Below are 13,170 nucleotides of genomic sequence, written 5' to 3' on the forward strand. Positions count from 1 at the left end.
GGCTGCGCCTCGAACGGCGCGGGCACCCGGTTCGGCCGCAATCTCGGGGACGCGGCCCTACAGCCGTTGGAGGATCTCAACCTGCGGCGCGACGCCATCCCGCCGGTGCTGATGCGGGCCCTGGCCGCGCCCTATGCGACGCACGGGCTCGACGAGTGCATGCCGATCGCGCTTGAGGTCCGCACGCTGAACGAGGCCCTGGGTCCCGACACCGATGAACCGCCCCCGCCCGATCGAGGCCTGTCGGAGCAGGCGGTACAGGCGCTCGCCGACGCCGCCGTCGACGCCGTACGCAGCGAGACGACCGACTTCATCCCCCTGCGCGATTGGGTCCGGCGACTGTCCGGCGCCGAGCGCCACAGCCGCCAGGTCCAGGCCGCCATCCAGGCGGGGAGGGCGCGCCGCGCCTTCCTCAAGGGCTGGGGCATGCGCCAGAACTGCGCCCCGCCCGCTGCGCCAAGCTGGTTCCGCCCCCGCCCTCCGCGGCGAGAAGGCCTGCGCTGGCCTTGGGGCTAGTCTGACGCCAGATGCCGCGCGCGGAAGTCGTGGCGGAACTGTTCGAAGCGGCCTTCGGCGATCGCGCTGCGCATGGCGGCCGTTAGCGCCTGGAAGAAGGCGATGTTGTGCCAGCTCAGCAGGACCTGGCCGAGGATCTCCTCGGCGCGGACCAGGTGGTGCAGGTAGGCCTTGGAGTAGTCGCGGCTGGCCGGGCAATCGCTGTCCGGATCGAGCGGCTCGTCCATCTCGGCGAAGCGGGCGGCCTTGAGGTTGATGGGGCCGTCCCAGGTCCAGGCCTGGCCGTGGCGGCCCGAACGGGTAGGCAGGACGCAGTCGAACATGTCCACGCCACGCGCCACCGCCTCGACCAGGTCGATCGGCTTGCCGACGCCCATGAGGTAGCGCGGCCGGTCGGACGGCAGCATGCCGGCGGCGTAGTCCAGCGTGTCGCACATGGCCTGGTGGCCTTCGCCGACGGCCAGGCCGCCGATGGCGTAACCGTCGAAGCCGATCTCGGTCAGGCGCTCGGAGCTCTCGCGGCGCAGGTGCTCGAAGGTTGAGCCCTGCTGGATGCCGAACAGGGCCTGGGTGTCGCGCGTCCCGAAGGCGGCCTTGGAACGCTTCGCCCAGCGGGCGGACAGCTCCATGCCCTCGCGGGCGCGGGCTTCCTCTGCGGGCCAGGCGACGCATTCGTCCAGCTGCATGACGATGTCGGAGCCGAGCAGATCGGCCTGGATTTCGATGGAGCGCTCTGGCGACAGCACGTGCTTCGAGCCGTCGATGTGGCTGGCGAAGGTGACGGCGTCCTCCTTCACCTTGGAGATGTCCGACAGGCTCATGACCTGAAAGCCGCCGGAATCGGTCAGGATCGGACCATCCCAGCGCATGAAGCGGTGCAGGCCGCCGAGCCGCTTCACCCGCTCGGCCCCGGGGCGGAGCATCAGGTGATAGGTGTTGCCCAGGATGATGTCGGCGCCGGTCTGCTTCACCTGATCGACCGTCAGCGCCTTGACCGTGGCGGCCGTGCCCACCGGCATGAAAGCGGGCGTGCGGATGTCGCCGCGTGGGGTTCGCAGCACGCCCGTGCGCGCGGAGCCGTCGGTGGCGGAGATGTCGAAGGGGAAGGCGGCCATCAGGCGGCGCGGAATAGCAGCGACCCATCCCCATAGGAATAGAACCGATACCCTGTCTCGATGGCGTGGGCGTAGGCCGCACGCATGGTGTCGAGGCCCGAGAACGCGCTGACCAGCATGAACAGGGTCGATTTCGGCAGGTGGAAGTTGGTCATCAGCAGGTCGGCGGCGCGGAAGCGGTAGCCCGGGGTGATGAAAATGGCTGTGTCGCCGCGCCAGGGGCGGACGGTCCCGTCCTCGTCCGCGGCGCTCTCGAGCAGGCGCAGGCTGGTGGTGCCGACGCAGACGATGCGGCCGCCACCAGCGCGGACGGCGTTCAGGGCCTGGGCCGTCTCGGCGGAGACCTCGCCGGTCTCGGCGTGCATTCGGTGGTCGGCGGTGTCTTCCACCTTGACCGGCAGGAAGGTGCCTGCGCCGACGTGGAGCGTGACCGCATGGGTCGAGACGCCGCGGGCGGCCAGCCGCTCCAGCAGCTCGGGCGTGAAGTGCAGGCCCGCCGTGGGCGCGGCGACCGAGCCGTCCTCACGCGCGAAGACGGTCTGATAGTCGGAGCGGTCGCGATCATCCTCGGGGCGCTGAGCCGCGATATAGGGCGGGAGCGGCATGACGCCGGCCTCGCGGATGGCGTCGTCGAGCACGGGGCCCGACAGGTCGAAGGCGAGGGTGACCAGGCCGTCATCGGACTTCCCGACCACGGTGGCGTCCAGCCGGCCCGTGAGACAGGCGGCGTCCGAGCCCTGACCGAAGCGGACGCGGTCGCCGGCTTTCAGCCGCTTGCCGGGCTTCATGAAGGCGGACCAGCGGTCGGGCCCCTCGCGCTTGTGCAGGGTCGCCTCCACCGCGACTGTCAGGCCGTCCCGGTCGCGCACGCCCGACAGCCGCGCAGGGATCACCCGGGTGTCGTTGAAGACGAGCGCGTCGCCGGGCCGGAGCAGGTCGGGAAGGTCCCGCACGATCCGGTCCTCGAGACTGTCGCCGGGGCGAACCACGAGCAGGCGGGCGGAGTCGCGCGGACTGACGGGGCGCAGCGCGATCCGGTCGTTGGGCAGGTCGAAGTCGAAGTCGGAAACCTTCACCTCAGGCGGCTTCCAGCCGGGCGGTCAGCCCAAGCGCCTGTGCCAGCGCGCCGAGGCGCTTCGCGACCTTTTCGCCGAGCAGCAGGTCGGCCTGGGGACGGGCGGCGCGAAGCACCAGAACCTCGCCTTCGCGGGTCAGGCGGGTGGCGTTGAGCAGGCTGGGCGCCCGGCCGGACAGGTCGCTGCCGAGGCGCAGCGCCAGGCCGAGAATGCGGGCGCGGTCCAAGCCCTCGCGGCCCAGCAGGCGCGTGGCCAGGACCTCCTCGGGCAGGCTCCCGCCGCCGTAGCGGGCGTGGACCGCCACCGCGAGGAAGGCGCGTTCGAGGTGGTCCATGCCGGGAACTGGCGCCCGCAGAACCTGCTCAAAGGCGACATTGGCCCGATGGTCGGGATGCAGGCGCGCGCCCACATCGGCCAGCGCCGATCCGGCCTCCACAAGGCGCGCGGCGCGTTCCGGCGGGAAGTGGGTCTTCTGGCCCTCGAGCGCGCCCTTCAACCAGGCCGCCAGGCTGCGATCGAAGCCTTCGGACAGCGCGGCGCGCGCGCCCAGAGCCCGGCATCCCTCGACGAGCGGATCCAGCCCGCGCACGGCCTCGGGCATCGTGTCGAGCAGCAGACCCTCGCGGATGCCGTAGGCCGAAAACGAGACACGGTCTGCGCCGGCGCGCTCGCACAGCGCCGTCAGCACCCTGGCGGCGTGGGGCAGGGTGGCCGCGCGCTGCTTCGCCAGCTTGGCGAGGCGGTTCAGCGAGTCCTCGGACTGGAGCGACAGCAGCCGCGAGAGGTCCGAGATATCCCGCCGGGACATCTCATACTGATGCACGATCTCAAGTCGGTGCCGCGTCTGGCGCATGTGAAGCAGAGCCAGCGCCCGCCATGCGCCGCCCACGGCGTGGATCATGGGAGCACGCAGTTCCGACCTGCTCCCGAGAGTTTCACCCAGAAGACCGGCGGGATCGGCGGCGTCCTTAACCGAGAAAGGACCGAGCGGCAGGGTGAGGCCGTGGCCGACACGCCCCCCGCCCACCGGCACGAGCTCCAGGCTTGATCCCCCGAGGTCGGCGGCCAGGCCCTCCGCCAGCGGCGAGCCGGCCAGGACGCCAAGCGCCGCGTACCGCGCCTCCTCCTCCCCAGTCAGCACACGGATCTTGAGACCTGTGTCCGCGGCCACGCGATCGCAGAAGTCCGGCCCGTCCTCGGCTTCGCGAACCGCTGCGGTGGCGACCACGTGAACCTCGGCGGGCGCGATTGCGTCGAGCAGGACGCGAAAGCGCTTCAGCGCGGTCCGCGCGGCCTCGACGCCAGCACGGGAAAGCTTGCCCGTGCTGGTCACCTCGCGACCCAGGCCGGCCAGCACCTTTTCGTTGTGGCCGGTCCAGATGGCGCGGCCCTCGATCCGATAAAAGACCAGGCGCACCGAGTTGGAGCCGATGTCGATGACGGCCGCGTCGCGCGAGCGGAGGTCCGGCGCCGTCACAGGGAGATCGCCCGCGGCCGATCCTTCACGCGCCGCCCACGTCCCGACAGGCTAGGGTTGGTCATGAAATAGTCGTGCGCGGAGAACGCCTTGTCGGGGTGTTTTGGTTTCACGCGCGAATAGACGCCGTCAGGGGACAGCTCCCAGCTCTGGGCCTCGTCCTTCAGGTTCGCCACCATGATCTGGTCCATCGCCTGGTCATGGACCGTGGCGTTGACCACCGGGACCATCGCCTCGACGCGCCGGTCAAGGTTGCGCTGCATCCAGTCGGCCGACGAGATGAAGACCAGCGCCCGGTCGCTCGGAAGGTCCTGGCCGTTGGCGAAGCAGACGATCCGCGAGTGCTCCAGGAAGCGGCCGACAATCGATTTGACCCGAATGTTCTCCGACAGACCCTTCACGCCGGGACGCAGGCAGCAGACCCCGCGCACCACGAGCTCGACGCGGACCCCGGCCTGGCTTGCGCGATAGAGGGCGTCGATGATCTCGGGATGCACCAGCGAGTTCATCTTCGCCCAGATGGCCGCGGGCCTGCCACGCTGGGCGTTCTCGGCTTCGCGTTCGATGAGGCCGATCAGCCGAGACTTCATGGTGAGGGGCGAGATCTCCACCCGCTCAAGGTCATCGGGCTCGGCGTAGCCGGTGATGAAGTTGAAGATTTTCGCGGCGTCCCGTCCGAACTCCGGCGCGGAGGTGAACAGGCTGAGATCGGTGTAAACTCGAGCCGTCACCGGGTGATAGTTGCCAGTGCCGAAGTGACAGTAGGTGCGCAGCGTTTCGCCCTCGCGCCGGACGACGGCGCTCAGCTTGGCGTGGGTCTTCCACTCGACGAAGCCGAAGACGACGTGGACCCCGGCGCGCTCCATGGCGCGCGCCCAGCGCAGATTCGCCTCCTCGTCGAAGCGCGCCTTGATCTCCACCAGCGCCGTGACGTTTTTGCCGTTCTCAGCCGCCTCGATCAGGGCCGCGACGATGGGGCTGTCGTTGGAGGTGCGGTAGAGCGTCTGCTTGATGGCGATGACGTTCGGGTCGCGCGCCGCCTGACGCAGGAACTGGACCACCACGTCGAAGCTCTCGAACGGGTGGTGGACCAGGATGTCCTTCTCCCGGATGGCCGCGAAGCAGTCGCCGCCGTGCTCGCGGATGCGCTCCGGAAAGCGTGGCTCATAGGCCTTGAACTTGAGCTCAGGCCGTTCGCGCGTGATCAACTGGTCCATCTGGGCGAGGCCCAGCATGCCGTCGACGAGCACAACGTCCTCAGGCGCGGCGTCCAGCTGATCGATGATGAACTCACGGAGATCCTCCGGCATGGAGGACTCGATCTTGACCCGAACCACGCCGCCCAGGCGTCGCTGCTTCAGGATGGCCTCGAACTCCCGGACCAGGTCCTCGGCCTCTTCCTCGATCTCTATGTCGCTGTCCCGGATCAGGCGGAAGACGCCTTTCGCCTCGACGTCGCAACCCGGGAACAGGTGGTCGATGAAGAGCAGGACCAGGTTCTCGAGCGAAATATAGCGCCGCTTGCCCTTGGCCGAGCGGCCGTCGGTCGGCAGGGGCCAAAAGCGTCGAACCTGCGTCGGCACCGGCGCCAGGGCGTAGAGGCTGCGGCCGTCGCTGCGGCGACGCAGCTTGAGCGCCAGGGAGAAGCCCAGGTTCGGCAGGAAGGGGAAGGGGTGGGCCGGGTCGATGGCCATCGGCGTCAGCACGGCGAAGAGCTGGCTCAGGAACTCGGGCTCCAGCCGCTCGCGCTCGGTCTTGGACACCTGCTGGGGGTCGACCACCTCGATGCCTGCCGCGGCGAGCTCCCTGCGCAGCTTTCGCCAGCGCTTTTGCTGGTCGGCCATCAGGGCGCCGGCGGCGATGTTGACCCGCTCCAGCGTTTCCTGCGGGGTCAGGCCGTCCTGGCTGACGACGCGGACGCGCTCACGGACCTGGCCCTTCACGCCGGCCACGCGCACCATGTAGAACTCATCGAGGTTGTTGGCCGAGATGGCCAGGAACCGAAGGCGTTCCAGCAGCGGGTGCGCCGGGTTGGCGGCCTCTTCCAGTACGCGCCGGTTGAAGGCCAGCCACGACAGTTCGCGGTTGAAAAAGCGCTCCGGCGACGCCAGCAGCGCCTCGTTCAGCTTCAGCGGCTCGGCCCGTGACGAGGGCGCTTCCGGCAGGCTGGCGGCGGCGTCGACCATGACCGCCTTCTGGCCGCTCACGCTTTGGCGCGCAAGGGTTCTGCAAGGCTTCAGGGAACGTCATCATCCGCCCACGGACGATACTCGGACGCGCGCCGGCGCACGTTCTTGCCCCCGGCGGGGCGCGGCATTAATCGGGCGATATGAAGCGCTACGTCCCGTTCGCGGTGATCCTGTTGCTCGCGATAGCGGCCGGGCTCTGGTACCGCGCGACCCATCCGAGCACCCCGTGGTCCGAGGAGGCCGCCAAGTCGTCGCTGGGCGGGGGCTGACCTAGCCGAACAGCTCGCCGGTCGCCGCGTCGCGATCGAGAATGTCGCGCGCCAGGAGCCGATTGATCGGCCGGGCGCCGGACTCCTGATCCAGCCGTTCCACCACGTCGCGAGCCGCCGGAACCGAGCGCTCGATCCGGCGCAGGAGATAGTCGATCAGGTCGTCGCCCGGCGTGATGGCGCGCTCGGCGAACAGTCGGCGCAGCACCGCCCCCAGCACGGCGTCGTCGGGAGCCTCGACGCGCACGACCCGCATGGCGTCCAGGCGCGAGCGCAGATCGGGCAGGGGGGTCTCCCAGAGGGCCGGCGGCTCGCGCGACGCGAGCAGGAGGGCCCCGCCGGAGGCATGGGCGAGGTTGATCAGGTGAAACAGGGTTTCGTCGTCGGCCTGATCGGCGTCGTCGAGGAAGACGGGCCGGGCCTCAAGCGCCGGGAGATCGACCAGGGCTGCTTCCGCGCCCTTCAGGGAGGCGGCCCCCGTCCGTTCGGCCCAGACCGCGCCCAAGTGCGATTTGCCTGCCCCAGCGGGGCCAACGATGGCTAGCACGGGCGCGCTGGCGTCGGGCCAGGCGTCAAGAGCCTCGGCGGCGGCGCGGTTGCTGTCGCCCAGCACGAAGGCGGCGCGATCCGTCCGCGTCTCGCGGCGGAGCGGAAAGCGCATCTGGGCGGCGTGCAGCTTCAGGGCGGCGGCCATGCTCGAACAATAACCACCCGTCCGCGACGGTTGCGCGTCGGTTCCGACATGACCGGGGACAAACCGGCCGTGGGTGTGGACTGTCTGTGCGCTCAGAGCCCCAGCTTGGCCTTCAGGATGTCGTTGACCGCCGCCGGATTGGCCTTGCCGCCGGTGGCCTTCATGACCTGGCCGACGAACCAGCCCAGCGCCTGGGGCTTGTCCTTGACCGCAGCGACCTTGTCCGGGTTGGCGGCGATGATCTCGTCGACAGCCGTTTCGATGGCCCCGGTGTCGGTGACCTGCTTCAGGCCACGCTTCTCGACGACCTCGGACGGGGAGCCCTCGCCGTTCCAGACGTGGTCGAACACCTCCTTGGCGATCTTGGAGGAGATGACGTTCGTCTCGATCAGCTCGACCAGCTCGGCCACGTGGCCGGCGGGCAGGGGACATTCGTCGAAGTCCTTGCCGTCCGCCGCGAGGCGCGCCGACAGTTCGTTCGTGACCCAGTTGGCCACCAGCTTGGCGTCCCGGCCCTTGGCTGCGGCCTCGAAATAGTCGGCCTTGGCCTGTTCGGAGATCAGCACGCCCGCGTCGTACTGGGACAGGCCGTAGTCGCTCATGAAGCGGCGGCGCTTCTCGTCCGGCAGTTCGGGCAGGGAGCGGCGGATGTCCTCGATCCAGGCCTCCTCCAGTTCCAGGGGCAGCAGATCGGGGTCGGGGAAGTAGCGATAGTCCATCGCCTCTTCCTTGGACCGCATCGAGCGCGTCTCGCCCGCGCCCGGATCGTACAGGCGGGTTTCCTGCAGGATCGAGCCGCCGTCCTCGAGGATCTCGATCTGGCGGCGCGCCTCGTAATTGATCGCCTGGCTGATGAAGCGGAACGAGTTGACGTTCTTGATCTCGCAGCGCGTGCCGAACGGCTCGCCCGGGCGGCGCACCGAGACGTTCACGTCGGCGCGCAGATTGCCCTTCTCCATGTCCCCGTCGCAGGTGCCGAGATAGATCAGGATGGTCCGGATCTTCTTGACGTAGGCGACCGCCTCCTCCGGCGTGCGCAGGTCGGGACGCGAGACGATCTCCATAAGCGCCGTGCCCGCCCGGTTCAGGTCGACGTAGCTCTCGGTCGGCGACAGGTCGTGGATCAGCTTGCCGGCGTCCTGCTCCAGGTGGAGCCTCTCGATGCCGACTTCGAAGAAGGTGCCGTCCTCGCGCTCGACCTCGACCACGCCCTCGCCGACGATGGGGTGGTAGAGCTGGCTGATCTGATAGCCGGTCGGCAGGTCGGGATAGAAATAGTTCTTCCGGTCAAACTGGCTGAAGCGATTGATCTTCGCCTTGAGGCCGAGGCCTGTTCGCACGGCCTGTTCGACGCAGAAGCGGTTCAGAACCGGCAGCATGCCGGGGAAGCCCGCGTCGACCAGCGAGACCTGCTCGTTCGGCCCCGCGCCGAAGCCGACCGCCGCGCCCGAGAACAGCTTGGCGCGCGAGGACACCTGGGCGTGGATCTCCAGGCCCATGACGATCTCCCACGGCCCGGTGCGGCCCTGGATGTGCTTCGGATTGGCGGCGACGGTCTCGGTCATGCGGAGGCTATAGCGCGGAGCCGTCGCCGGCCTCAACACGCGCGGCGACGAGGCTTGACCGTGTCTGCCGGCGGCGCAAGTTAAGCGGAACGATGTTCTCTCGGGAGGGTGACATGAGCGTCGAACTGACCATGCTGGTCTACGCCACGGCATTGCTGATCGTGCTGGTCTTGATCCAGGCCTTGGCCGGGATCCGGGCCAATGGGCTGGCGACCCAGGCGGGGCCACGCGACAACCTGCCGCCGGTGCAGACATTCCACGGCCGCGCCAGCCGGACCGTCGACAATCATCGGGAGGGGCTGCTGATGTTCGCCCCGCTCGTTCTGGTCGCCGCCGTCATGGACATCTCGACCCGTCTGACGATCCTGGGCGCCCAGCTGTTCTTCTGGAGCCGCGTGGCGCATGCGGTGCTCTATCTGGCCGGCGTCCCCTGGCTGCGCGCCGCGGCGTGGGGCGTCGGCATGGCGGGAATCGTCCTGGTGCTCTTGGGAGTCCTTGGTCTGGCCTGACAGGGCGGAGCGGCTGGCGCGTCAAACCCCTCTCCCGTTGGGAGAGGGAGGGGCCAGGTCGCGCAGGGAGCGGGAGGGTGAGGGGTTACGTCCTCACCGGGCGAAGCTGAACCCGGATCGCTTCCAGAACTCGCGAGAGCTGCGTCAGGGCTTCGTCATTGCTGAATCTCAGCGCGTACCGCCCAACTGCCATAGCTCCATATCCACTGCATAGCGAAGATGGGCGAGGGCAGTGTCAGAGGAGACGCTTGCTCAAGACCATACTCGCAGCAGAGGCAGACCTCTGTCGCCCAATCTGCCCCGGACCGCGCCTTTCAGAATAGCCATTGCTCAGATAGAAGCCGGAGGCTCCCTCGGCGCCCGTGTCGGTGTAAACCTGAATGCAGTCGAGACCAAGTCCGACGGCTCGCTCCTCGGTGAGCTGCAGAATACTGGTGCCGAAACCGGAGCCGCGCATTTCCGGCAGCACACCAAACCAGCCGATCCAGCCTAGCGTCTCTGGGGCGCCAACTTCGCGATACAGCCCCGTGACCCCAACTGGCCTCCCGTCGTCTTCTGCGATCCAAACGTGCCAATCGGCGAGCGGGTACGGGCGGACCTCTAGGCCGCACCAGCACCGCATTGATGCCCGGAAGTATCGGCCTAGATCGGGCGAGAGTGCCGCGACAAGCGGCTCGAACTGTTGCCAGCGTCTGGAGTTAACAAGGATCATGATTCTTTCGGCTTTAGGCCGTTAAGCAAGCTTAGAAATTCCGCGCTGCATTGGCGATAGTATAGCGGCGGTTCACACGCTAAACCGGCATATTCTGTGAAATGGAATCTCCGGAGCAGGCGTGCGCCTTCTTCACTTATGGGCATAGCGTACAAAGTGCTGTTGAGATGGAAACGGGGGTGCATGCTTATTTGAAGCACGGCGCGCTGGAACATCAGCGGCAACATACGCTTACCCGAAAAATTTGATTTAAAATTGCTCAGGACGATCCCCGAAATATACCAATCAGGTCGTCCTCTGCTCGATAAGCAGGCCCTTATCGAATCTTCACTTATCAATGATTCCGGGTTGCAATCGTTGGTCAATCGTTCAGTCCATCGACGAGGAACTGGCCAAGTACCTATGCCTCCGATGATCTCGCCCCCGGAATCCCGTGCTGCTACGAGGCCACTTGGAAACGCCCGCCACCAACTGACAAATGTATCGAAGTCTATGCTGAAATCCTGATAGCTGTCGTTATCTATCTGCCAAAGTTGTCGGAGCTCATATGTGTCCCTGACAGCATCTACATCATGCTGCGTTGGCTGCAATTCATGGATTACTATCTCAGCAAGACTTGGTTTATCCTCCTCGGGGGCTCCGCGCACACGCTGGAGCAGCCTTTGCCTAGTCGGCTCGGGCAACGCGAAGTAGGCGAGTAGCGCCGACACGAGCGCGACAACCAGGGAAAGTATCTCGACCATCGTCCCCTCGACGGTGATCGGACATGGATAGGCGAGATGATCTCACATCGCTAGTTGAACAGCCATCACCACCACTTCTCCGGCCGCGCGGTGAACCCGGCGGCCTCTTCCAGCGCCGCGCCGACCTGGAAGACCGTGGCCTCGTCGAGCGCCTTGCCGATGACCTGCAGGCCTAGCGGCAGGCCGCCGGAGTCGAGGCCGGCTGGCACCGAGATGCCGGGCAGGCCGGCGAGGTTCGCGGTCACCGTGAAAACGTCGTTGAGGTACATCGTCACCGGGTCGATCTGCTTGTCGCCCAGCGCGAAGGCGGCCGACGGGGTCGACGGCGTCAGCACCGCGTCGACCTTGTCCCAGACGTTGTCGAAGTCCTGGGCGATGCGGCGGCGCACCTTCAGGGCCTTCACATAATAGGCGTCATAGAAGCCGGCCGAGAGGACATAGGCGCCGATGGTCAGGCGGCGTTGGACCTCCTTGCCGAAGCCCTCGGCGCGGGTGGTCTCGTAGAGGTCGGTCAGGCTCGACGCCTTGTCGGCGCGGTGGCCGAAGCGCATGCCGTCGTAGCGGGCCAGGTTCGAGGACGCCTCGGCGGGCGCCACGATGTAGTAGGTCGGCAGGGCGTATTTCGTGTGCGGCAGGCTGATCTCGACGATCTCGCAGCCCTTCGCCTTCAGCCAGTCGACGCCCTTGTCCCACAGCGCCTGGATCTCGGCGGGCATGCCGTCGACGACGTATTCGCGCGGCACGCCGATGCGCAGGCCCTTGACCGGCTTGCCGACGCTGGCGGTCCAGTCCGGCGTCTCGACGTCGAGGCTGGTCGAGTCCCTCGGATCGAAGGAGCACATCGAGCGCAGCATCAGGGCCGCGTCCTCGACCGTCTTGGTGATCGGCCCGGCCTGGTCCAGCGAGGAGGCGAAGGCGACCATGCCGTAGCGGCTGGCGCGGCCGTAGGTCGGCTTGATCCCGACCGTGCCGGTGAAGGCCGCCGGCTGGCGGATCGAACCGCCGGTGTCCGAGGCCGTGGCGGCCAGGCACAGGTCGGCCGCGACCGCGCTGGCCGAGCCGCCCGAGGAGCCGCCCGGCGTCAGGTCGGCGTTGGAGATCTTGGACTTCCACGGATTGACCACGGGCCCATAGGCCGAGGTCTCGTTGGACGAGCCCATGGCGAACTCGTCCATGTTCAGCTTGCCCAGCATCACCGCCCCGTCGCGCCACAGGTTGGCGGTAACGGTGGACTCATAGGGCGGGACGAAGCCGCGCAGCATGTTGGAGCCGGCGGTGGTCTGGACCCCGTCAGTGCAGAACAGGTCCTTGATCCCCAGCGGTGCGCCTTCCAGCGGGCCGGCCTCGCCGCGCGCAATGCGGCCGTCCGAGGCGCGGGCCATCTCCAGCGCCTTCTCCGGGGTCTGGACGACATAGGCGTTCAGGGCCGGGTTGGCCGCTTCGATCGTTCCGACGAAGGCGCGGGTGATCTCCTCCGACGAGAAGGCCTTGTCGCGCAGGCCATCGACCGCGGCCTTGAGGGTCAGCTTGGTGAGGTCGGTCATTCTATTCGACCACCTTGGGCACGACGAAGAAGCCGTCGGCGGCCTTGGGGGCGTTGGACAGCACCGCCGCGACGTTTCCGCCGTCGGTCACCACATCGTCGCGCAGGCGCAGCGGCTGGGACACGTTCGAGGTCATCGGCTCGACGCCTTCGATGTCGACCTCGTCCAGCTGCTCGATCCAGGCCAGGATGCCGTTCAACTCCTGCGCCAGGTGCTCGAGCCGGTCTTCCGGCGTCTTGATGCGGGCGAGATGCGCCACCCGGCGCACCGTCGCGGCGTCGATGGCCATGCGGCCCTCCAACCGTGAGAGTTCAAGCAGGCGGGATTAGCGGGCCGGCCTCACCTTGTCACGTCACCCCGGAGGACGCGAGGCGGCCATCCGGGGCCCAAGCTCGGCGTCGACAGCGTTTAGGTCCCGGATCGCGCCGAGGCGCGTCCGGGATGACGGCCTCACTCCGCGCCTGTCACCGTGATCGCGGCCGGGCCCTCACCGTCGGCGCCTGGCGTCCAGGTGACGATGACCCGGCGGGTGTCCGACCGGATCTCGCCCGAGTGGGGGTCCATGATGCTGTAGTCCATCTCCAGGTCGACGCGGTTCTCGCGCTCGCCGAGGATGCGGTACTCCAGGAAGTCGCCAAGCCGGAACACGCGCCAGCCGGAGCCCGGGTTCTCGAAAAACGCGATGTAGGTGTAGAGCCCGTTCATGGCGGGGTCGCCGCCCGCCGTGCCGAACAGCTTAACCGTCGGCTCCTGGCGCTCGA

Annotated in this window: 14 protein-coding genes; 3 read left to right on the plus strand and 11 right to left on the minus strand. The window is 67.8% G+C overall.

Going from position 1 to position 13,170, the window contains the following annotated elements; translation table 11 throughout:
• The coding region (locus tag Q0M60_RS07715; protein ID WP_296817965.1) for a hypothetical protein at positions 1-516 on the plus strand (516 nt) is incomplete at its 5' end.
• Here Q0M60_RS07715 and tgt read toward each other — a convergent pair.
• Genes tgt through Q0M60_RS07735 form a run of 4 tightly spaced genes read right to left on the minus strand, consistent with a single transcriptional unit; the run spans position 513 to position 6,370 of the window.
• Positions 513-1,631 (minus strand): tRNA guanosine(34) transglycosylase Tgt, encoded by a 1,119-nt coding sequence (gene tgt, locus Q0M60_RS07720; protein WP_296817966.1) that lies wholly within the window; start codon positions 1,629-1,631, stop codon positions 513-515. The genes Q0M60_RS07715 and tgt overlap by 4 nt on opposite strands.
• Positions 1,631-2,707 (minus strand): tRNA preQ1(34) S-adenosylmethionine ribosyltransferase-isomerase QueA, encoded by a 1,077-nt coding sequence (gene queA / locus Q0M60_RS07725; protein ID WP_296817968.1) that lies wholly within the window; start codon positions 2,705-2,707, stop codon positions 1,631-1,633. The genes tgt and queA overlap by 1 nt, the downstream gene beginning before the upstream one ends.
• A 1-nt stretch (position 2,708) precedes the next feature.
• A complete protein-coding gene (locus Q0M60_RS07730; RefSeq protein WP_296817970.1) occupies positions 2,709-4,184 on the minus strand; it encodes a Ppx/GppA family phosphatase in 1,476 nt (491 codons plus the stop codon).
• A complete protein-coding gene (locus tag Q0M60_RS07735) occupies positions 4,181-6,370 on the minus strand; it encodes an RNA degradosome polyphosphate kinase (RefSeq protein ID WP_296817973.1) in 2,190 nt (729 codons plus the stop codon). The genes Q0M60_RS07730 and Q0M60_RS07735 overlap by 4 nt, the downstream gene beginning before the upstream one ends.
• 143 nt (positions 6,371-6,513) lie before the next feature.
• Between Q0M60_RS07735 and Q0M60_RS07740 the strand changes: the two genes are divergently transcribed.
• On the plus strand, positions 6,514-6,642 hold the full coding sequence (locus Q0M60_RS07740) for a hypothetical protein (RefSeq protein ID WP_296817975.1): 129 nt from the start codon (positions 6,514-6,516) through the stop codon (positions 6,640-6,642).
• Position 6,643: 1 nt separating this feature from the next.
• On the opposite strand, the gene Q0M60_RS07745 is transcribed toward Q0M60_RS07740, so the two are convergent.
• Both Q0M60_RS07745 and gatB read right to left on the minus strand, forming a co-directional pair.
• The gene (locus Q0M60_RS07745) at positions 6,644-7,336 is read right to left on the minus strand and encodes a DnaA/Hda family protein (RefSeq protein WP_296817977.1); all 693 of its coding nucleotides are present in this window, start codon (positions 7,334-7,336) and stop codon (positions 6,644-6,646) included.
• Positions 7,337-7,428: 92 nt separating this feature from the next.
• Entirely contained in the window at positions 7,429-8,901 is a 1,473-nt protein-coding gene (gene gatB / locus Q0M60_RS07750) for an Asp-tRNA(Asn)/Glu-tRNA(Gln) amidotransferase subunit GatB (RefSeq protein WP_296817979.1), read from the minus strand.
• A 113-nt stretch (positions 8,902-9,014) separates the two neighbouring features.
• Here gatB and Q0M60_RS07755 point away from each other — a divergent pair, with 113 nt between their 5' ends.
• On the plus strand, positions 9,015-9,410 hold the full coding sequence (locus Q0M60_RS07755) for an MAPEG family protein (protein WP_296817981.1): 396 nt from the start codon (positions 9,015-9,017) through the stop codon (positions 9,408-9,410).
• A gap of 235 nt (positions 9,411-9,645) precedes the next feature.
• On the opposite strand, the gene Q0M60_RS14435 is transcribed toward Q0M60_RS07755, so the two are convergent.
• The 5 genes from Q0M60_RS14435 to Q0M60_RS07775 form a co-directional block, all read right to left on the minus strand.
• Positions 9,646-10,122 carry a GNAT family N-acetyltransferase gene (locus Q0M60_RS14435; RefSeq protein WP_366855699.1) on the minus strand — a complete coding sequence of 159 codons (477 nt, stop codon included), beginning with the start codon at positions 10,120-10,122 and terminating at the stop codon, positions 9,646-9,648.
• Complete coding sequence (locus Q0M60_RS07760; protein ID WP_296817983.1) at positions 10,119-10,865, minus strand: hypothetical protein; 747 nt, start codon at positions 10,863-10,865, stop codon at positions 10,119-10,121. The genes Q0M60_RS14435 and Q0M60_RS07760 overlap by 4 nt, the downstream gene beginning before the upstream one ends.
• 65 nt (positions 10,866-10,930) lie before the next feature.
• On the minus strand, positions 10,931-12,409 hold the full coding sequence (gene gatA / locus Q0M60_RS07765) for an Asp-tRNA(Asn)/Glu-tRNA(Gln) amidotransferase subunit GatA (RefSeq protein ID WP_296817984.1): 1,479 nt from the start codon (positions 12,407-12,409) through the stop codon (positions 10,931-10,933).
• A 1-nt stretch (position 12,410) separates the two neighbouring features.
• Positions 12,411-12,698, minus strand: a complete 288-nt coding sequence (gene gatC, locus Q0M60_RS07770) for an Asp-tRNA(Asn)/Glu-tRNA(Gln) amidotransferase subunit GatC (protein ID WP_296817986.1) — start codon at positions 12,696-12,698, stop codon at positions 12,411-12,413.
• A 161-nt stretch (positions 12,699-12,859) separates the two neighbouring features.
• On the minus strand, positions 12,860-13,170 hold a 311-nt coding region (locus Q0M60_RS07775; RefSeq protein WP_296817987.1), incomplete at its 5' end, for a hypothetical protein.

Source organism: Brevundimonas sp., from assembly GCF_024711105.1.
Classification (GTDB): domain Bacteria; phylum Pseudomonadota; class Alphaproteobacteria; order Caulobacterales; family Caulobacteraceae; genus Brevundimonas.

Excerpts from the sequence above, each read along its gene's own strand:
- Q0M60_RS07735 (WP_296817973.1), bottom strand. The coding sequence starts at position 6,370 with ATGGTCGACGCCGCCGCCAGCCTGCCGGAAGCGCCCTCGTCACGGGCC.
- Q0M60_RS07760 (WP_296817983.1), bottom strand. The coding sequence starts at position 10,865 with ATGGTCGAGATACTTTCCCTGGTTGTCGCGCTCGTGTCGGCGCTACTC.
- Q0M60_RS07740 (WP_296817975.1), top strand. The coding sequence starts at position 6,514 with ATGAAGCGCTACGTCCCGTTCGCGGTGATCCTGTTGCTCGCGATAGCG.
- Q0M60_RS07745 (WP_296817977.1), bottom strand. The coding sequence starts at position 7,336 with ATGGCCGCCGCCCTGAAGCTGCACGCCGCCCAGATGCGCTTTCCGCTC.
- Q0M60_RS07755 (WP_296817981.1), top strand. The coding sequence starts at position 9,015 with ATGAGCGTCGAACTGACCATGCTGGTCTACGCCACGGCATTGCTGATC.
- Q0M60_RS14435 (WP_366855699.1), bottom strand. The coding sequence starts at position 10,122 with ATGATCCTTGTTAACTCCAGACGCTGGCAACAGTTCGAGCCGCTTGTC.
- gatB (WP_296817979.1), bottom strand. The coding sequence starts at position 8,901 with ATGACCGAGACCGTCGCCGCCAATCCGAAGCACATCCAGGGCCGCACC.
- gatA (WP_296817984.1), bottom strand. The coding sequence starts at position 12,409 with ATGACCGACCTCACCAAGCTGACCCTCAAGGCCGCGGTCGATGGCCTG.
- tgt (WP_296817966.1), bottom strand. The coding sequence starts at position 1,631 with ATGGCCGCCTTCCCCTTCGACATCTCCGCCACCGACGGCTCCGCGCGC.
- gatC (WP_296817986.1), bottom strand. The coding sequence starts at position 12,698 with ATGGCCATCGACGCCGCGACGGTGCGCCGGGTGGCGCATCTCGCCCGC.